Source organism: Sporotomaculum syntrophicum, from assembly GCF_009932395.1.
Lineage (GTDB): Bacteria > Bacillota > Desulfotomaculia > Desulfotomaculales > Desulfallaceae > Sporotomaculum > Sporotomaculum syntrophicum.
The window spans coordinates 277814-296027 of record NZ_LSRS01000005.1; the positions used below are offsets into that span (position 1 = coordinate 277814).

Here is an 18214-nt window from a genome sequence, read left to right on the forward strand (position 1 = left end):
TGTATGGTAAAAAAACGTGTTCATGAACTTGCTAAGGAGCTTAATATAGAAAGTAAGGATATGCTAAACCAACTTAATAAAATGGGTATAACAGTAAAATCCCACATGAGCACCTTAGAGGATAATGAAATTGTAAGGATAAAAAATCATTATCAAAGTGTTGGTGGTGGCAATATTGTTGCTAAGTCAGCGCCACACAAAAATGAAAAGCACGGAGGCTTTAAAACTGTAAGTAACCGGGATCGTCAAGATCGAGGCCCTGGGTTGGTGGACAGGGTTCCCGACCGGCCGCCCGATCGCGTATTTACTGAAAAGACAATTGGTAGTTTCTCGAACGACAAAGGGCGAGCTAGTGAGCCACGGTTCCAGAGACAAGACGATAAACCAAAAAACAATCAGTATAAAAGTAGCCAATCCAGGAGTAACCAGACCAGAGGTAACCAAACGGGTAGTAGCCAGCCCAAGAGTAACCAACCCAGGCCTAATCAGCCCAGCGGCCAACCAGGTAGAGCCACAGCTGACCGTAACCATGCGCCGGTTGGCAACCGTACGGCAGCAAATAAACCAGAACAAACCAGAGGCCCAGTTTCAACTTTTCGCGACCGCAACAAGGTGGGTGACTATAATCGTACGACAGGTCAACAGCGCCCCTCAAAACCTTTTGATCGGAGCAACCAAGGTCCCAGAACAGGTAGTGGTCCAAATACTCAGGCTGGTGTTATTGCTAAGATGGTTCAAAAGTCCATGCCTGATCAAGTAAAAGCACTGGAGAAGAATAAAGCTCAGGAACGTTCTAAACAGGTTGAAAAACATGCCTTTAAAGGAAAGGATACCAAAGATAACAGGTTAAATAAGGACGCATCCAAAGAGCGCAGCTTTAAGTCTGGCTCGAACAGAAGATTTAACAAGGGTCCCCAGAAGAAAAGCCAACCCGCACCTGTGGTAGAGAAAAAACCTGTGGTGATTGGTGATACCATTACCGTTAAAACACTGGCTGAAAAGATGCGTATAAACGCCGGTGAGGTAATTAAAAAATTAATGGAACTTGGCACATTGGCCACTATAAACCAGGAAATTGATGCTGATACCGCAACTATTGTAGCTAATGAAATGGGCTTCGAAGTGCAGGTAAAGGTAGAGCTGGATAAAGAAGCACAGCTGATGATGAAGGAACCTGAAGATGATGCTGAAAATTTAAGATGGCGTCCGCCGGTGGTAACGATCATGGGTCACGTTGACCATGGTAAAACATCTCTACTGGATGCTATTCGTCATACCCATGTGACAGCTTCTGAGGAGGGTGGTATTACTCAGCATATCGGTGCTTATCAGGTTGAGCATAAGGGTAGAAAGATTACTTTTGTTGATACACCCGGTCATGCGGCATTTACGGCAATGCGAGCCAGGGGTGCCAAAGTAACAGATATTGCCATCGTGGTAATCGCTGCTGACGATGGTGTGATGCCACAGACTGTTGAAGCCATTAATCACGCCCGAGCTGCAGATGTACCCATTATTGTGGCAATTAATAAAATCGATAAACCCGGTGCTGACCCGGAAAAAGTGAAACGTGAATTAACAGAGTATAATCTCGTACCTGAAGCATGGGGTGGAGATACTATTTTTGTGGAGGTTTCAGCTAAGGAAAAATTAAACCTCCCCGAATTACTGGAAATGATCCTGTTGGTAGCGGAAGTTGGTGAATTTAAGGCCAATCCTAACCGGGCGGCTCGGGGCACAGTAATTGAGGCTGAACTTGACAAGGGCCGAGGGCCGGTGGCTACCGTTTTAGTGCAAAATGGCACGCTGCGGGTAGGTGATTTCATTATTGCCGGTGTGGCTTATGGTAAAGTTAGAGCGATGATGGATTATACCGGCCGGCGGGTGAGTAAAGCAGGTCCGTCCACGCCTGTTGAGGTACTTGGCTTTTCGGGAGTACCACCGGCGGGAGAATTGTTCTATACTGTGGAAGATGAAAAATTCGGCAAGCAGCTCATTGATGAACGTTTTACGAAAAAACGGGAGGAAGAGTTTAGGCTTTCCGCACCAAAAATATCGCTGGATGATTTATTTAACCAGATTCAAGAAGGCCAGGTTAAAGAACTAAACATAATCATTAAGGCTGATGTGCAGGGTTCGGTGGAAGCCGTGCGTCAATCGCTGGAACAGATGGGTAATAGTGAGGTCAGGGTAAACGTTATCCATGGCGGTGTTGGTGCCATCACTGAATCTGATATTATGCTGGCTTCGGCTTCTAATGCGATAATAATTGGATTTAATGTACGGCCCGTTGAAAATGCCCGTAATGCTGTGGAAACGGAAAAAGTGGACATACGGTTATACAGAATAATTTACGATGCCATCGAGGATATCAAGAAGGCCATGAGCGGTCTTTTAGAGCCCGAGTATAAAGAAGTGGTGTTGGGACGTGCAGAAGTGCGCAAGACATTTAAGGTGACCAAGGTGGGCACAATAGCAGGGTGCTATATAACGGAAGGCAAAGTAACCAGGGATGCCGGTGTGCGCGTAATTAGGGATGGCATAGTAATCCATGAGGGACATCTTGATTCTCTAAAAAGGTTTAAGGATGACGCTAAAGAAGTGATGCAGGGTTACGAGTGCGGTATTACAGTGGAAAGGTTTAATGATATCAGGGAAGGCGACCAGTTAGAGGCCTATATTGTAGAGGCTGTTAAACGTGAACTGGCTTAATATGTAGTACTATAACCGTGAGGGGGGATTATTATGTCCCACCGGCCGGAAAGGTTGGCCGAGGCAATAAAAAAGGAAATGTCCGACCTGTTGTTAAATGAATTAAAGGACCCGCGGATTGGTTTTGCTACTATTACTGGTGTAGATGTATCAAGTGATTTGAAATACGCAAAAATCTATGTCAGCGTGTTAGGTAACCATGAGCAAAGGGTAAGCACTATGCAGGCTTTAACCAAAGCTCAGGGGTTTGTCCGCACGGAACTTGGGCGTCGCATCAGGTTGAGGCTAGTGCCTGAGATATCCTTCATTCTTGATGAATCCTTGGATCACGGGGTCCGGGTTATGGAACTGTTGGAAGAGGTTAAGAGCAAAGATGTGTGAGCAAGAAGCAAAACAGCTGTTTTCCGCAATGGTTAGTGAGTTAAATAAGGCGGAGCAGATAGCGCTTTGCGGTCACGTTATGCCCGATGGCGATTGCCTGGGGGCAATGCTGGCTCTGGGGTTGGCTCTGCGGCAAATGGGAAAGAAGGTGGTTTTTTATAGCCCCGACCCGGTGCCAGAGTTGTATGCCTTTTTACCTTGTGCAGATGAAATCCATGTTGAGCTTGAGCAACAATGTCAATTTGATTTATTTGTTTCCGTGGATTGCTCGGTGCCCGATCGGTTGGGGCATTTTCAAGTACTGCTTGGCCGGGCGGGTCGGGTGGCCGTTTTAGATCATCACACTGGTTCTGTTCCTTTTGGTAATACTTATTTGAATTTACCTGTTTGTGCAGCAACAGGTGAAATTGTGTATGATCTTTTACGTTGGTTGCCGGTGTTAGTAGACGAAGATATTGCTACCTGTCTGTATGTAGCGATTGTCACCGATACAGGTTCTTTTTCTTATGATAACACGGGCAGCCTGACCCACCTTAGAGCTGCTGAATTATTGAAGCTTGGCGTAAAGGCAGCATGGATAAATAAACGCTTGTATGAAGAGAAACCACTAGTTAGCCTGCAAGTATTAAGTACTGTTTTACAATCGCTGGAACTCAGCGGCTGTGGCCGAGTGGCTTGGATGTTTATGCAAAGAGATACGCTGCATAGGTTGAATGCAACTGATGAACATGTAGATGGCTTGGTTAACTACCCTCGCTTAATTAAAGGTGTGGAACTGGCTTTATTTTTCCGTGAAATAGAGGATGGCAAATATAAGGTCAGTTTAAGATCTAAATATTACTTAGATGTTAACAAATTAGCGACCTTGTTTGGCGGGGGCGGACATCCACGGGCAGCAGGTTGTGTGATGGAAGGAAATTTAGAGGATGTAAAACACCAATTGCTGCAGGCGGCATTACCTTTTTTAAAGGATGAATGATTATGGATGGCATTCTAAATATCCTTAAACCGCCGGGTATGACCAGTCATGATGTGGTAAGTTTTATACGCAGAGTGACCGGTCAAAAAAAAGCTGGACATACTGGCACGTTGGATCCGGGAGCTGCAGGTGTATTGCCCGTCTGTTTAGGCAAGGCTACGAAAATCATTCAGTATTTGCCAGACACTAAGGACTACCGGGCTGAGGTTACCTTTGGCAAATCCACCACTACCCAGGACATGTTTGGTGACGTGCTTACATCGACCGGCGCCCAAGGGTTACGTGCTACAGATATTGAGCAAGCGCTAAAGAGTTTTAAAGGGTGGATTATGCAAATACCGCCAATGACATCGGCCATCAAACAGCAAGGTAAAAAGCTCTATGAACTGGCCAGGGCGGGTATTGAAGTGAAGAGGGTTCCTCGAGCTATATACATAAGCGAAATTGAGTTGAGAGGTTTTTATGATGATCCGTCATTTCCAAAAGCAATATTGCATATAAATTGTTCCGCAGGCACATATATACGTACAATATGTCACGACTTAGGGGAAATTCTTGGTTGTGGAGCTTATATGTCGTTTTTATTGCGCACTAGAGCGGGTTTGTTTAAATTAGAGGATTCTATGATACTAGAGCAATTGAGTGAGCCTAACGGCCTTGATGTGGCTACCTTGCTGGTACCAATGGGTAAAGCGCTGGAATACTTACCTGTGGTTACTGTTGAAAGTGCATTGGAAAGAACTATTAAGTGTGGAAATAGTTTTGAGCTGTATGGCCGTGCCTTAGCAGGCCGGTTGACTCCTCAACAGATGGTTCGCTTGGAAAAAGCCGGTGCCTTAATTGCCTTGGCGATTGTTATTAAAGATGACTTTAATACGTCGGGTAAGTATATGCTTCAACCTGTTAAAGTGCTGGTTTAAACATAAATCTGGAGGTTATAGCAGCAGTGCGTATTTATAGAGACTGGAAAGGGTTAAAAGATACATTTAAAGACCTAGTAGTTGGGCTTGGTAATTTTGACGGCATACATTTAGGGCACCAGCGGTTGATTAGCGATATCGTGGCTAAAGCTAAAGCGGTTAATGGAACGCCGGCTGTATTTACATTTGACCCCCACCCATTGGCGCTATTAAACCCCCAGGGTGCTCCGCCCTTGATTTTGCCGCCGAATGTGAAAAGGGATATGTTTGCTAAACTGGGTGTAGAGGTGCTGTTGTGGATACCATTTACTGAGGAGTTTGCCCGTTTGAGTCCAGAGGATTTTATCAAGCAGGTATTATATGAACAACTTGCTGTGCGTGCTGTTTTAGTAGGTTATAATTATACATTTGGCTACCTGGGACTTGGAACTCCTGAATTATTAGAAGACTATGGTGAAAGACTGGGTTTTGATGTGGAGGTTTTGCAACCTGTCAGCATTAACGGTCAACCGGTAAGCAGTACATTGATCAGGAGTCTGCTGGCCGATGGAGAAATAACTGAGGCGAGAAAATTTCTAGGCTACAGCCCAGTCCTTGAGGGTACGGTGGTTTATGGTGAAAGACGTGGTAGTACCCTGGGTTTTCCCACAGCGAACATTGAGGTTGCTCAAAACTTATTAGTGCCGGCCAATGGTGTATATTCAGTGAAAGTCAATCTTGAGGGGCAATCTTGGGGAGGGGTGGCCAACATTGGAATTAAGCCTACATTTCACAGCAACTCCTTTATGAGAAGCATTGAGGTCCATCTGCTAGATTATAGTGGCAATTTGTACGGCAAGGTTATTAAAGTGCATTTCATCAGGCGACTGCGTAATGAACAAAAATTTAACTCAGCTGTGGAATTAGTGGAACAGATTCAGAAAGACATATATGAAGCCCGCATAGATGCATCATTTGCAGTTTAATCGTTAAGCCAACCAGTGTATTCTATTTCTTACTAAGTTTACTTGTCGAGTGGAATATGCTACAATGATTTTGTAATAAAAACGGTTTTGTTGCCCGGTCTGTAAACGTCTCATCGAGATGTTTCATTAATGGGGGTGTCCAAGATCGATTTGCCGGAAGCGGAAATGAAAAGATGGTTAAACCACATTGCCTTGATTTGTTTAAGTGAGGACTTTCAGGATTTAAAAAGGGAATTGGAAAAGATATATCGACAGGCTGACATTGAGGAAGATGCCCAAATAGCCGCCTTTCAAGATGCTTTGTATGCATTTTTAGCGCAGGAAGAAGATAAATTAGCCTGCCAGACAGGGGCTAATTAAATAAAATGAATGTAATTATTACTGAACATGCACGAAAGCGTTTACGTGATTATCGCCAGGATAAAATAACAGTTGTCGATATTATCACAGCCACTACCGGTATACCAGGCCGGATACCCACAGCAACACGCTTTAGAGGTTTTTTTGCTAAATCGGGACGGATGTTTGATATTGTGGCTAAGGATATATCTGATGGGCGACTAGTGATTACTGTAATTGGTAAATAATTTCAATTTATTATATTTGAACTGTTAGCTAGGGAACTCGTTTATCTCCGACGATTAGCTTGGCTAGCAGCGATTTTGAAATGAAGGAGGTGAACCTTGTGGCACTATCAGCGCCTGATAAGCAGACGGTTATTGATAATTTTAAGTTGCATGAAAACGATACCGGATCACCCGAAGTTCAGGTGGCAATTTTGACTCGGCGGATTAACGATCTAACCGAGCATCTTAAGATTCATAAAAAAGACCACCATTCCAGGCGTGGGCTGCTTAAAATGGTTGGCCAGCGTCGGGCTTTGTTGAACTATTTGAAGAGCCGGGATTTTAATCGTTACCGTGTATTAATTGAAAGGTTAGGTTTACGTAAGTAAAAGCGGGTTTAAACCCGCTTTTATTTTTTAATGGCTTTAGCCATTTAAGCACGCGAAACTTACGAAACAGAGAATCACCCTCAATGCTGGTGCGACAGAGTTATACAAGAGACCACCTTTCCAATAAAATAGAGATCTTGGCGAATTATCTATACCAAATTTTTTGATTATTTGAGTGTTTTTATTGAGCATAAACTCTACGAATGTCTTAGCTACCTTAGCTATACAGACTTTGAACAGTCCGATATAAATAACAAAAGAATTATGTATTTTTTTCAATTTAGGCAGGATATACTACTAAATATGTAGAATGTGATTCTTTTATGGTAAAAGTAAATTATTCCAGTCCTGGGTAGCTTGACTGGATGAGGAAGGAGGTATACCGGTTCCCATTTTTTTGGACCGGAATTAAAAGTATAATATGCAGCAACCAAACATTTTATCGAAAAGTATTGAGGTCGGCGGTAGGCCAATGACCATAGAAACAGGCCGGGTGGCTAAACAGGCCGGTGGTGCTGTGCTGGTTAGGTATGGGGATACCGTGGTACTGGTTAACGCTACTATGTCCCAGCAGGTCCGAGAAGGGATCGATTTTTTCCCACTTACTTGTGATTATGAAGAACGTCTTTATGCAGTGGGCAAGATACCCGGCGGTTTTATTAAAAGGGAAGGGCGGCCAAGTGAAAAGGCCACGCTAACTGCGCGGTTGATTGACCGTCCTATTCGCCCGCTGTTTCCTAAGGGTTTGCGCAATGAAGTGCAAGTTATTGCCCTAGTTTTATCAGTGGATAAGGATAACCCTCCTGAAATGGCTGCCATGGTAGGCGCTTCAGCCGCCCTGCATATTTCCAATATTCCATTCAACGGACCTATTGGTGCTGTCACTGTAGGTCGGGTGGATAATAAACTCATTATTAACCCCAATATAGTTGATGCTGAAAAAAGCGATATGCATTTGGTGGTTGCTGGAACTAGTGACGCAATTATGATGGTCGAGGCGGGCGCTAAAGAAGTGCCCGAGAATGAGATGTTAGAAGCCATTATCTTTGGACATGAAAAGATCAAGGAGATTGTGAAATTTATTGAAGATTTTCGTGCTGAAGCGCTGGCCATGGGCTTAGCCAAAGAAAAATATAACCCCGAATTAACGGTTATCGATGAAGAATTGGAAAGTGTTATTACGGCCAGGGTCACCGAGGAAATTAAATCAGCAGTACAGGAAGGTATTGTTAAACAATTATCCAAAAAAGAGCGGGAAGACTTAATTGATGGTGTTAAAGATAAGTTGACTCTGGAATTGCTGGAAGAGTATCCCGAGCAATCTAAAGCTATTGTCAATGTCATCGAAAGCGTAGAAAAGAAAGTAGTACGCCGCTTTATTTTAGTTGATCGGGTGCGCGTGGACGGCAGAGCTCTTAATGAAGTGCGGCCTATTAGCGTGGAAGTTGGTATTTTACCCCGTACACATGGCTCCGGCCTCTTTACCCGGGGGCAAACTCAGGTGCTTTCGATAGTAACTCTAGGGGCTATATCTGAAGAGCAAAGGCTGGACGGCTTGGGTATCGAAGAAAGTAAACGCTATATGCACCACTATAATTTTCCTCCTTTCAGTACTGGGGAAACCAAACCGATGCGGTCACCGGGCAGACGGGAAATTGGCCATGGTGCTTTAGCTGAGCGTGCTCTTGAGCCTGTGATCCCCGCGGAGGATAAGTTCCCTTACACAATCCGGGTTGTGTCCGAAGTATTAGAAAGTAATGGCTCCACATCGATGGGTAGTGTTTGTGGTAGCTGTCTGTCGCTTATGGATGCAGGTGTGCCAATTAAGGCACCGGTGGCCGGGGTGGCGATGGGTTTAATTAAAGAAGGCGATGAATTTGCGGTTCTAACAGATATTCAAGGTTTAGAGGACCATTTGGGTGATATGGATTTTAAAGTGGCCGGCACTGCCAAAGGGGTTACTGCCTTGCAGATGGATATTAAGATAGCAGGTATTGACCGGGAGATACTTCAGATTGCCCTGAGCCAAGCCAATGAAGGTAGAATGCATATTCTCGGTAAAATGCTCGAAGTGATCGATAAACCTAGAACTGATTTATCTTTATACGCACCCAGGATTATTCAAACTATTATTGACCCGGATAAAATCAGAGATGTAATAGGTCCTGGTGGTAAAATCATCAAAAAGATTATTGAAGAAACCGGTGTGGACATTGATATTGAAGATGACGGCCGCGTATTTATAGCTGCGGTCAATCCTGAAGCTGGCCACCAAGCACTGTCAATGGTAGAAAAGCTAACCAAGGATGTGGAAAGCGGCCAAATTTATAATGGAAAAGTGGTTAAGATTACTGATTTTGGATGTTTCGTGGAAATAATTCCTGGAGTATTAGGCTTACCAGGAAAAGATGGGTTGGTTCATATTTCACAGTTGGCACACGAGCGGGTTAATAAAGTGGAAGATGTAGTCAACGAAGGAGATATGTTAGAAGTTAAAGTAATTGGTTATGACAATCAAGGGAGATTAAAACTCTCTCATAAAGATTTGTTACCGGTTCCCGAGGGCATTGAATATAAAGAAAGGGTAAGGGAAAATAGAGATAACCGGCGCCCTCAGCGCAACCAACGGCGGACACCCAGTAATAGAACTACAAGCTAGTGAACTATACCCCTAAGATAAAAGGGGTGTATTTCTTTGTAAGGCAAACAAGTATCTCAAATAACCTACCTAAAGGCAGGTTATTTTTATTACCCCAGCATTTTCATTTCTATTGCTGAATAAATATTGATGTAAAACAGTTTAGGCAGGGGGTATAAATATATTTATTCTCATTAGCAGACAGCGGTTGGTTAAATATTTCCTTTTGATTTGTATCGGGGCTTTTGTTTTATGGGCGGTTTATCCGCGTGAACATGTCGCCACTTCCGCTGTAGTCGAACCTATTTACCAGGGTAATGAAAATGTGAAAGCTATAGCGCTGACCTGTAATGTATTTTGGGGTGAGGATTATATTGGTCAGATGCTGGACATTTTAAATGAAAAAAATGTGCAAGCGACATTTTTTATCGGTGGCACCTGGGCTGAAAAATATCCCGACTTGGTGAATAAAATATTTGAACAAGGGCACGAAATTGGCAGCCACGGATACTCACACCCGCATCCTGACAGTTTATCCCGGCAGGAAAACCTGCAGGATATAAGTCGTGCAGAAAAAATAATTGCTGATCTTATTGGAGAAAAACCACGTCTTTATGCCCCTCCATATGGAGAGAGGGGATCTGCAGTATTGGAGGCTGCACAGGAGTTGGGGTACCGTACTGTGTTGTGGAGTATTGACACCGTGGATTGGCAGAGACCTGCCCCCGAGGTCATTCGTAATCGTGTCTTAAATAAAATGGAAAACGGCGCTATTGTGCTGATGCATCCAACTGCACCTACGGTAAATGCTTTGCCGGGCATTATAGATGCTTTACATGAACAAGGTTATCAATTAATTACCGTGGGAAAGATGTTGGAACAAATGCCTAAGCAGTAGAAATTAGCTAGAAGAGGTGCCAATATCTCCAGCGTACCGAAACAGAGTATTAGTGGTGGTTAACTATTGGATAAATTATGTTTAACGGGAAAACCTAACATAAAGGTTATTCTGTCAATAAGAGGTGTTCCCATTGCATTTAAGCAGTTTTACTGGGTTAGGGCTATTTCTTTGTCTGTTATCTGCAGTTAGCTTTACCTCGCCTGGCCTGGCGAACAATCATCAACAATCACCGCAGGTTAGCGCTCAGTCTGCAATTCTAGTAGATGTAAATAACGGTCAAATTCTTTATGGAAAAAACCACAGGCAACCTAAGCCGATGGCCAGTACGACTAAGATCATGACCGCGGTGGTAGCCCTGGCGGGGGCAGATATTAAAAGTAAAGTAAAAGTTAGTCCCCAAGCAGCCGGAGTTGGTGAATCTTCCATGTATCTTGAGCCAGGAGAAGAGCTTACCCTGGAACAGCTATTGTATGGTGCATTGCTGCGTTCCGGCAATGATGCTTGCGTGGCTATTGCCGAACATGTGGCTGGTACAGAGGGAACTTATGTGCAATTAATGAATGAAAAGGCGGTGTTGCTGGGTACCGAAACGACTAGTTTTCGTAATACCAATGGCTTACCAGCAGCTGAACATTATACAACCGCCCTTGATTTGGCATTGTTGACCCGTTATGCACTACATGACCCTGCGTTTTGCCGGATCGTAAGAACTCGTGCTCGGGTTGTGGAAAGTCTCAATGGTGTAAGCCATTATTTACAAAACACGAATAAGTTACTTTGGCGTTATCCGGGAGCGGATGGTGTTAAAACGGGAACAACCATAGCGGCAGGTAAGTGTCTGGTGGCATCCGCTACTAAGGGGGACAGGCGTTTGCTGGCTGTTATATTAAATGGGAGTGACCGGTTTGAAGATGCTCGTCGACTGCTGGATTATGGATTTAACACATTTAAAGATGTACAAACTGTTTATAGCGGTGAAGTATATGACCGAGTTAAGGTAACCGGAGGCGTGAGCGATACAGTACCGGTTAGGGCGGAAGGGAATATTACAATTAATATGCGAGTGGACGGCACGGACCAGCTTGAGAAAAAAGTAGCCTTATTGCGCAATATCAACGCGCCGGTATATGAGGGACAAACCTTAGGCCAAATAATTGTATTACTCAACGGCGAAGAAGTGGATGCTACTAATATTGTAGCGGGATGTACTATCGATAAAAGTTCTTTATTACATAAGGTGCTCAGGTAAGGTAATATGATCGAAACTAAAAAAGATACAGTTAAACAAGGAGTTTTATTAAACATCAAGAAAGTATATACAAATTAGTGTCGTAGTACTGGTGATTTGATAAACAGGAGGTAACCATGTGATACAGGTAGCCGAATTGGCTAATGGAATCAAGGTGCTGATGGAGAATATACCGCATGTGCGATCTGTTGCCATTGGAGTTTGGGTGGATATAGGTTCCCGGGATGAAAGTAATGAATTGGCAGGTATATCACATTTTATCGAACACTTGATGTTTAAAGGAACCGAAAAACGTACAGCTAAAGAAATAGCCGAGGCGCTAGATGCTGTGGGTGGTCAGTTGAACGCTTTTACCACCAAAGAATACACTTGTTATTACGCCAGGGTGTTGGATGAACATTTAATGCTTGGAGTTGACTTGCTTGGTGATATGCTGCTAAATTCCCGTTTTGACCAGGACGACATTGATCGGGAGCGCAATGTAATTATCGAAGAGATAAAAATGTATGAGGATGCCCCAGATGAACTGGTCCATGATGTTTTTGCCGGTACTATTTGGGAGTCCCATCCGCTGGGTAGGCCGATCAGCGGTGATAAAAATACAGTACTGGGAATATCCCGGGAGCAAATACTGTCCTTTTATTACAAGTATTACAGCTCCGGCAACATGGTCATATCGGTGGCAGGTAACTTTGATAACAATAAGGTTATGGATGTTTTAAACGATACCTTTGGGAAATTAACCGGGGGAAAAAAACAAAGACTTTATACTTTACCCGAGCCTGCTCATCAAGTGGTATGCCGGGCTAAAGATAACGAGCAGGTACATATATGTCTAGGAACACAGGGATTGGCTTTGGACCATGAGAAGATTTATGTTCTGCAAATTATTAACACAATTTTAGGCGGAGGTTTGAGTTCTCGGCTTTTCCAGGAAATCAGGGAAGTGCGCGGGCTGGTTTATTCGATATATTCATATCATAGTTCATACCATGATTCCGGATTATTCTGCATATATACGGGGCTAAGCAAACAGAATGTTCGCCCTGCCTTGGAATTGATTATAAATGAGATTCACAATATCCAGTCCAGCGGAGTGTCTGTTATCGAATTGCAGCGGGTTAAGGAGCAGTTGAAAGGTAATCTGTTTCTCAGCCTGGAAAGTATCAGCACCAGGATGAGTAGGCTGGGTAAGTCCCAATTATATCTAGATAAGGTTGTTTCACCAGATGAAATTGTTAATCGTATTATGTCTGTCTCGGACAGTGATATAAAAGATTTTGCAAGGGACTTTTTAAATCCGGATAACTTTTGTATGGCCAGTGTTGGTCCTTGGGATGACGGTGGAATTTTTCAAGAGATTATTCGACAAGGCTAAATGTCATTTGAGGATGTGGGAAGGTGCAAGTAAAATTTAAAAAGTTAAACCAGGCGATTGGGGTTACCTTACCTGAACCGGCTTATGCGACTTCGGGTGCGGCCGGTATTGACCTGGTCGCTTCCTTAACGGAGTCAATGATAGTAGCGCCGAGGGAAAGGGTGCTTGTTCCCACTGGGCTGGCGGTTGATATACCGGATGCAAATATGGTGGGATTGGTTTTCCCACGCAGTGGTTTGGCAAGCAAACATGGGCTAACCCTGGCCAATACGGTGGGGGTCATCGATAGTGACTATAAGGGCGAGATAATTTGTGCTATGCAAAATAACAGTGAGGTACCGTACGAAATCAAGCCTGGTGACAGAATCGCCCAGCTTGTATTTATGCCGTGTTGGCAGGTGGACATTATCTATACTGATGAGTTGACTTTAACGGTCAGGTCTTCAAGGGGTTTTGGATCTACGGGCAGATAAAGAAAGACTGTGTAAACGGTCTTTCTTTTTTTTTCGGTTAATTTGATATAGCAGCCCGTAAAAAAACAAGGAATATTTTACAATAAAATAAATACAATTTGGTACGGGAGGTGAAAAAATGCAGATTAGTTTGATTGTATTTTTATTAATTGTTTTGTTGTTAATTATTGTTTCCGTACGCGAGCGCGTTAAATGGCAATCTATGCGGAATAAAAATTGGGATGTTTTAGGTGACCCTAAATCTTCACCTTTATCACAGGCCATCACTGGTATGGTGGGCACGGCGGGTGGTATATACCTTTCTTTAATCATCTTACAGGCTTTCTTAGAATTGCATATACCAAAATCTATCCAGATAAGCGGTATTAGTTTGGAACCGTTGGCAACATTGTCCATCGTACTGGCTATTATCCAACCCTTTGCCATGCGTTTATGGTTGGGAAGAAGATTTTGATTTATTTAAATAGCTCAAAGGAGGCTTGTGGCAAAGTGAGACTGGGCGAACTGGCGGGAAAAGAAATTATCAATATTAACGATGGCGCCCGGTTGGGGGTAATTGGGGAAACCGATTTGGCCATCGATGATGAAACTGGACAGATAGAGTCCATTATCTTGCCTCGCAGAGGTAATTTGTTAAGTATGTTTAGCGAAAAGCAAGAATTGATTATCCCCTGGGAAGCGATAAAAAAAGTTGGGTTCGAGGTAATTATAGTAGAACTCGATCAAGCTATTCCCAGGTATGGCAAACATTTAGTATAAAATCCGTCGTAGCACGGATTTTTTTAATGGTACATAGTTTAATATAATGTGGAGTTAAACGGGCTATAATAATGGAAAATAGGAGGGCATATTATGGCCCGGCCGCAAAGAATCGAGCTAATGCAAAAGATAGGCCAGCTTAGAGGTTCAGTTGTCCTTTCGTATGTTACGGGAGATCGAGAAAATGTAAGTACCAGAATTGCTCCTGATGTAGTAAAGGTAATTTATCGGCATCTTGAAGTTTTTGGTAACAAGCCACGGGTAGACCTGCTACTTTATACCCGAGGTGGTGATGTGCTAACACCGTGGCGCTTGGTTAATTTAATTCGCGAGTATACGGAGCATTTTTCCGTTTTAGTTCCGTTTAGGGCCTACAGTGCTGGTACACTCTTATGCTTAGGGGCCGATGAGATTGTTATGGGGAAAATGGGTGAGCTGGGGCCTATCGATCCCAGTGTTATTAACGCCTTCAATCCTCAGGATCCGTCGAATCCTTCAGCCAAACTGCCAGTTAGCATTGAGGACGTTTATTCCTACATGACATTGATTGCAGAAAAGATGGGCATTTATGATGATAATATTATGGCTAAGGCTTTTTTGTTACTAGCGGAAAAAATTCATCCACTAGCTCTGGGCAATGTGCACCGCAACTGGATGCTTATCCGCTCTCTGGCCAATAGAATGCTTAGTCTGCGCAAAGAAGTGCTGACCAGTGAACAGTCGCAAAATATTGTAAATTACCTTACCGAGAAGTTATATGCTCATAATCACATGATCGCTAGGCGGGAAGCTAAAGAAGAAATAGGGTTGCCAGTTATTTTTGCGGATGACGAACTTAATAATTTGATTTGGACTTTATATGATGACATCGCCACTGAATTAAAGCTGGCCGAACCTTTTAATCCTACTGAAATAATGAGGGGAAATCGCACTGAATTTGAAGTGGCCAGCGGTATAGTTGAGTCTGAATGTGGCAGCGATTACTTTGTATTTTCAGGTATGGTGGAACGAAGAGATTATCCAGAGACTGGCCAGATTAACGTAAATATAAATAAACAAGGCTGGCGGTCAGTATAACCTAACCGAGCCAAAGCAAATAAATATTCTAAAGGGGGTGTATAATTTTGGAACGAAAATTACGCCAATCGATGGGATATAAAATTAATTACCAGACAGCAAGCCGTAAGTATTACGTAGCTACAGAATATTCAGGCGCTCCCGCAGCGGATTTTTATTATCAATCCAGAAAAATGTCCAACGGTTTAATCATGCCCAGGGACAGGGACAGCTCGGCTAATATAGAATCGGTATGATCATGAATAGAGAATCATTTCTTGCAATGGGAATTTACTTGGTAATGGTTTTTCACTTGACATACTTGTTGAGATATTAGAGAATGAATTTTATAAGTTAATTTATGTATGTGAAAATTAGTATAGAAAGGGGGTAGCCGGTAATTAATTTTTACTAAATACGGCACAAATTAATTACTGGTAAACTATTTTGATTAAAGTTGCTATTTGCGGTGTGGCCGGGCGTATGGGCCGGGAAGTGCTAAAAGCCGTACTGGCTGCAGAGGATACCGAATTATGCGCGGCTATTGATATTTTTAACGATGGACTTGATGCTGGTACACTCTTGAGTGGTGAAACTCTGGACGTTAAAATTACCTCCAACCTGGCTGAGGCGCTGGCTACTTCCGGTGCCGAGGTAATGGTAGACTTCACTGATACCCGTTCGGTGGGAGCAAATGTGATTACAGCCTTAAAAGCAGGTGTGCGTCCTGTTGTCGGGGCCACAGGTATGTCAGCGGACGATTTCGCCGAGGTTTCTAAACTGGCTCAAAATAAACGTTTAGGATGTATCATAGCACCTAATTTTACCATTGGTGCGCTGTTGATGATAAAATTTGCTGCTGAAGCTGCTAAATATTTCCCGAATGTTGAGATTATAGAAAAACACCATGACCAAAAGCTGGATGCCCCTTCCGGTACAGCGATTAAAACTGCGGAGAAAATTATAGAGCAGCGGGGTGACTTCCAGCAGGGTGTAGTCTTAGAAGAAGAAAAAATAGCTGGTGTCAGGGGCGGTAAAATGCCAGGTGGATTGCGTATTCACAGCGTCAGGTTACCTGGCTTTGTGGCACATCAAGAGGTAATTTTCGGAGATGTAGGACAGACGTTGACCATTAGACATGATACCACTTCCCGGGAATGTTTTATGCCGGGCGTTTTAATGGCTATTCGAAAGGTGTTGCGCCTCGAAGGAGTGGTATATGGTTTAGAAAATCTTTTGTTTGAATAATATTAATTACAATTTCACATATGCACCTCTAAAACCGACGCTTCATATATTGGTTTAAGTACAAGAAGGTTGGAGGTGGGTTTGCCGGCCATGCAAATTTTGACAGGCCTAACGGTAGCTGTAATGGGCGGAGACGCCAGAGAAGTGACTCTGGTGGAGTATTTGGCTGAGGTTGGTGCAACCGTTAAAACTTATGGTTTGCCAGTAAAGGGGCCAAATATTGTTACCTGTCCGGAACCGGAGGAATGCCTGATCGGGGTGCAGGCTTTAATATTACCGGTCCCAGGGGTTAATGAACAAATGGAGCTATCGTCGGCATATTTAAAAGTCAAGCCGATAATTAACGAGGAACTTCTTTCACTACTGCCAGCCGGGACACCTGTTCTGGTGGGAGTTGCCCGGAAACCGCTGCGCGAGCTGCTGGAAAAACACGCTTTGGATTTTGTAGAACTGATGCAACTTGATGAAGTGGCTATTTTAAACGCGATCCCTTCTGCGGAAGGGGCTGTGCAGATGGCTATGGAGAGGATGCCTATCACTATTCATGGGGCAAAAGCAATGGTGCTGGGTTTTGGCCGCACAGGCCAGACACTGGCCCAATTACTTGAGAATATGTATGCTCATACCACGGTAGTAGCCCGGGACTCCGCACAGTTGGCCAGAGCGTATGCTATGGGCTTAAAAGTGCTCCATTTTCAAGAATTAATAGATTATTTACGAGATGTGGATGTAATATTTAATACTATACCTGCACCGGTTATTAACGGGGAAATTCTACAAAGGTTACCCTCGGCAACCCTAATTATCGACCTTGCTTCTGCTCCCGGGGGCACTGATTTTGGGAAGGCCAGGGAGTTAGGCATTGAGGCTGTTTTAGCGCCTGGTTTGCCTGGCAAAGTGGCGCCTAAAACTGCCGGCATGATCCTGTCACGGGTGGTACCCGGCATTTTGCTGCAGAAGATGGGACATTAGTTTTCCGGTTTTAACCAGGAGGTGCATGTGTTAATGAGATTAAAGGGTATTAAAGTGGGATTTGCTTTAACAGGCTCTCATTGTACCTTGGAAGAAGTAATGGTGGAAATGAAAAGGGTTGCTGATGAGGGTGCTATATTGTATCCTATAATAAGTACTGCTGTCGATGAAACTGACACCAGGTTTGGTACAGCAGCCGGCTGGAAAGAACAGGTTATGGGAATTAGCGGTAGCAAAAAAATAATCAACAGCATTGTTGCCGCTGAACCAATTGGCCCTCAGCAATTACTGGATGTACTGGTGGTGGCGCCGTGCACCGGAAATACATTGGCTAAGCTGGCTAACGCGATTACCGATAGTCCGGTGTTGATGGCTATTAAAGCGCACTTGCGCAACCAGCGTCCTGTGGTATTGGCAGTATCTACCAATGATGGTCTCAGTTTGAACGCCAAAAATATTGGTTTGCTATTAAATGCTAAAAACATATACATGGTGCCCTTTGGACAGGATAGCCCTGCCGATAAACCAAACTCGTTAAAGGCTAAGATGGATAAATTGGTGGACACCATTGAGCATGCTTTAAAGAAAGAGCAGCTTCAACCAATTCTAGTAGCCTGCGAATAACTAA

General features: G+C 43.6%; 20 protein-coding genes. All 20 read left to right on the plus strand.

Annotation, left to right across the window (positions count from 1 at the left end):
- The first annotated feature begins 3 nt into the window (after window positions 1-3).
- Window positions 4-2712 (plus strand): translation initiation factor IF-2, encoded by a 2709-nt coding sequence (infB, locus tag SPSYN_RS11550; protein WP_161822639.1) that lies wholly within the window; start codon window positions 4-6, stop codon window positions 2710-2712.
- Between the two features lie 33 nt (window positions 2713-2745).
- The gene (rbfA, locus tag SPSYN_RS11555; protein WP_161822640.1) at window positions 2746-3093 is read left to right on the plus strand and encodes a 30S ribosome-binding factor RbfA; all 348 of its coding nucleotides are present in this window, start codon (window positions 2746-2748) and stop codon (window positions 3091-3093) included.
- Window positions 3086-4072 carry a DHH family phosphoesterase gene (locus SPSYN_RS11560; RefSeq protein WP_202623820.1) on the plus strand — a complete coding sequence of 329 codons (987 nt, stop codon included), beginning with the start codon at window positions 3086-3088 and terminating at the stop codon, window positions 4070-4072. The genes rbfA and SPSYN_RS11560 overlap by 8 nt, the downstream gene beginning before the upstream one ends.
- 2 nt (window positions 4073-4074) lie before the next feature.
- Window positions 4075-4992, plus strand: a complete 918-nt coding sequence (gene truB, locus SPSYN_RS11565; RefSeq protein WP_161822641.1) for a tRNA pseudouridine(55) synthase TruB — start codon at window positions 4075-4077, stop codon at window positions 4990-4992.
- 26 nt (window positions 4993-5018) lie between these two features.
- Window positions 5019-5957 (plus strand): bifunctional riboflavin kinase/FAD synthetase, encoded by a 939-nt coding sequence (locus SPSYN_RS11570; RefSeq protein WP_161822642.1) that lies wholly within the window; start codon window positions 5019-5021, stop codon window positions 5955-5957.
- A 129-nt stretch (window positions 5958-6086) separates the two neighbouring features.
- Window positions 6087-6317, plus strand: coding sequence for a hypothetical protein (locus SPSYN_RS11575; RefSeq protein WP_161822643.1), 231 nt, complete (start codon window positions 6087-6089; stop codon window positions 6315-6317).
- Between the two features lie 5 nt (window positions 6318-6322).
- Window positions 6323-6544, plus strand: a complete 222-nt coding sequence (locus SPSYN_RS11580; protein WP_161822644.1) for a hypothetical protein — start codon at window positions 6323-6325, stop codon at window positions 6542-6544.
- Between the two features lie 98 nt (window positions 6545-6642).
- Complete coding sequence (rpsO, locus tag SPSYN_RS11585) at window positions 6643-6912, plus strand: 30S ribosomal protein S15 (protein WP_161822645.1); 270 nt, start codon at window positions 6643-6645, stop codon at window positions 6910-6912.
- Between the two features lie 421 nt (window positions 6913-7333).
- Window positions 7334-9571: a polyribonucleotide nucleotidyltransferase gene (locus tag SPSYN_RS11590; protein WP_161822646.1), complete on the plus strand. Its 2238-nt coding sequence runs from the start codon at window positions 7334-7336 to the stop codon at window positions 9569-9571.
- Window positions 9572-9758: 187 nt separating this feature from the next.
- Entirely contained in the window at window positions 9759-10448 is a 690-nt protein-coding gene (locus SPSYN_RS11595; RefSeq protein WP_243153030.1) for a polysaccharide deacetylase family protein, read from the plus strand.
- A 133-nt stretch (window positions 10449-10581) separates the two neighbouring features.
- Window positions 10582-11700, plus strand: coding sequence for a D-alanyl-D-alanine carboxypeptidase family protein (locus SPSYN_RS11600; RefSeq protein WP_161822647.1), 1119 nt, complete (start codon window positions 10582-10584; stop codon window positions 11698-11700).
- A gap of 118 nt (window positions 11701-11818) precedes the next feature.
- Window positions 11819-13078 (plus strand): M16 family metallopeptidase, encoded by a 1260-nt coding sequence (locus SPSYN_RS11605; RefSeq protein WP_243153031.1) that lies wholly within the window; start codon window positions 11819-11821, stop codon window positions 13076-13078.
- 23 nt (window positions 13079-13101) lie between these two features.
- A complete protein-coding gene (gene dut, locus SPSYN_RS11610) occupies window positions 13102-13551 on the plus strand; it encodes a dUTP diphosphatase (RefSeq protein WP_161822648.1) in 450 nt (149 codons plus the stop codon).
- Between the two features lie 118 nt (window positions 13552-13669).
- Window positions 13670-14005: a hypothetical protein gene (locus SPSYN_RS11615; protein WP_161822649.1), complete on the plus strand. Its 336-nt coding sequence runs from the start codon at window positions 13670-13672 to the stop codon at window positions 14003-14005.
- Between the two features lie 35 nt (window positions 14006-14040).
- A complete protein-coding gene (locus tag SPSYN_RS11620) occupies window positions 14041-14310 on the plus strand; it encodes a YlmC/YmxH family sporulation protein (protein ID WP_161822650.1) in 270 nt (89 codons plus the stop codon).
- A 93-nt stretch (window positions 14311-14403) separates the two neighbouring features.
- The gene (locus tag SPSYN_RS11625) at window positions 14404-15387 is read left to right on the plus strand and encodes an SDH family Clp fold serine proteinase (protein ID WP_161822651.1); all 984 of its coding nucleotides are present in this window, start codon (window positions 14404-14406) and stop codon (window positions 15385-15387) included.
- A gap of 47 nt (window positions 15388-15434) precedes the next feature.
- The gene (locus SPSYN_RS11630; protein ID WP_161822652.1) at window positions 15435-15623 is read left to right on the plus strand and encodes a hypothetical protein; all 189 of its coding nucleotides are present in this window, start codon (window positions 15435-15437) and stop codon (window positions 15621-15623) included.
- A gap of 190 nt (window positions 15624-15813) precedes the next feature.
- Window positions 15814-16614, plus strand: a complete 801-nt coding sequence (dapB, locus tag SPSYN_RS11635) for a 4-hydroxy-tetrahydrodipicolinate reductase (protein ID WP_161822653.1) — start codon at window positions 15814-15816, stop codon at window positions 16612-16614.
- Between the two features lie 90 nt (window positions 16615-16704).
- A complete protein-coding gene (gene dpsA, locus SPSYN_RS11640) occupies window positions 16705-17586 on the plus strand; it encodes a dipicolinate synthase subunit DpsA (RefSeq protein WP_161822654.1) in 882 nt (293 codons plus the stop codon).
- 33 nt (window positions 17587-17619) lie between these two features.
- Window positions 17620-18210, plus strand: a complete 591-nt coding sequence (locus SPSYN_RS11645; RefSeq protein ID WP_161822655.1) for a dipicolinate synthase subunit B — start codon at window positions 17620-17622, stop codon at window positions 18208-18210.
- Window positions 18211-18214 lie beyond the last annotated feature (4 nt).

Coding starts and splice junctions, on each gene's coding strand:
- infB (WP_161822639.1), top strand. CDS start 4: ATGGTAAAAAAACGTGTTCATGAACTTGCTAAGGAGCTTAATATAGAA.
- rbfA (WP_161822640.1), top strand. CDS start 2,746: ATGTCCCACCGGCCGGAAAGGTTGGCCGAGGCAATAAAAAAGGAAATG.
- SPSYN_RS11560 (WP_202623820.1), top strand. CDS start 3,086: ATGTGTGAGCAAGAAGCAAAACAGCTGTTTTCCGCAATGGTTAGTGAG.
- truB (WP_161822641.1), top strand. CDS start 4,075: ATGGATGGCATTCTAAATATCCTTAAACCGCCGGGTATGACCAGTCAT.
- SPSYN_RS11575 (WP_161822643.1), top strand. CDS start 6,087: ATGGGGGTGTCCAAGATCGATTTGCCGGAAGCGGAAATGAAAAGATGG.
- SPSYN_RS11580 (WP_161822644.1), top strand. CDS start 6,323: ATGAATGTAATTATTACTGAACATGCACGAAAGCGTTTACGTGATTAT.
- SPSYN_RS11590 (WP_161822646.1), top strand. CDS start 7,334: ATGCAGCAACCAAACATTTTATCGAAAAGTATTGAGGTCGGCGGTAGG.
- SPSYN_RS11615 (WP_161822649.1), top strand. CDS start 13,670: ATGCAGATTAGTTTGATTGTATTTTTATTAATTGTTTTGTTGTTAATT.
- SPSYN_RS11625 (WP_161822651.1), top strand. CDS start 14,404: ATGGCCCGGCCGCAAAGAATCGAGCTAATGCAAAAGATAGGCCAGCTT.
- dpsA (WP_161822654.1), top strand. CDS start 16,705: ATGCAAATTTTGACAGGCCTAACGGTAGCTGTAATGGGCGGAGACGCC.
- SPSYN_RS11645 (WP_161822655.1), top strand. CDS start 17,620: ATGAGATTAAAGGGTATTAAAGTGGGATTTGCTTTAACAGGCTCTCAT.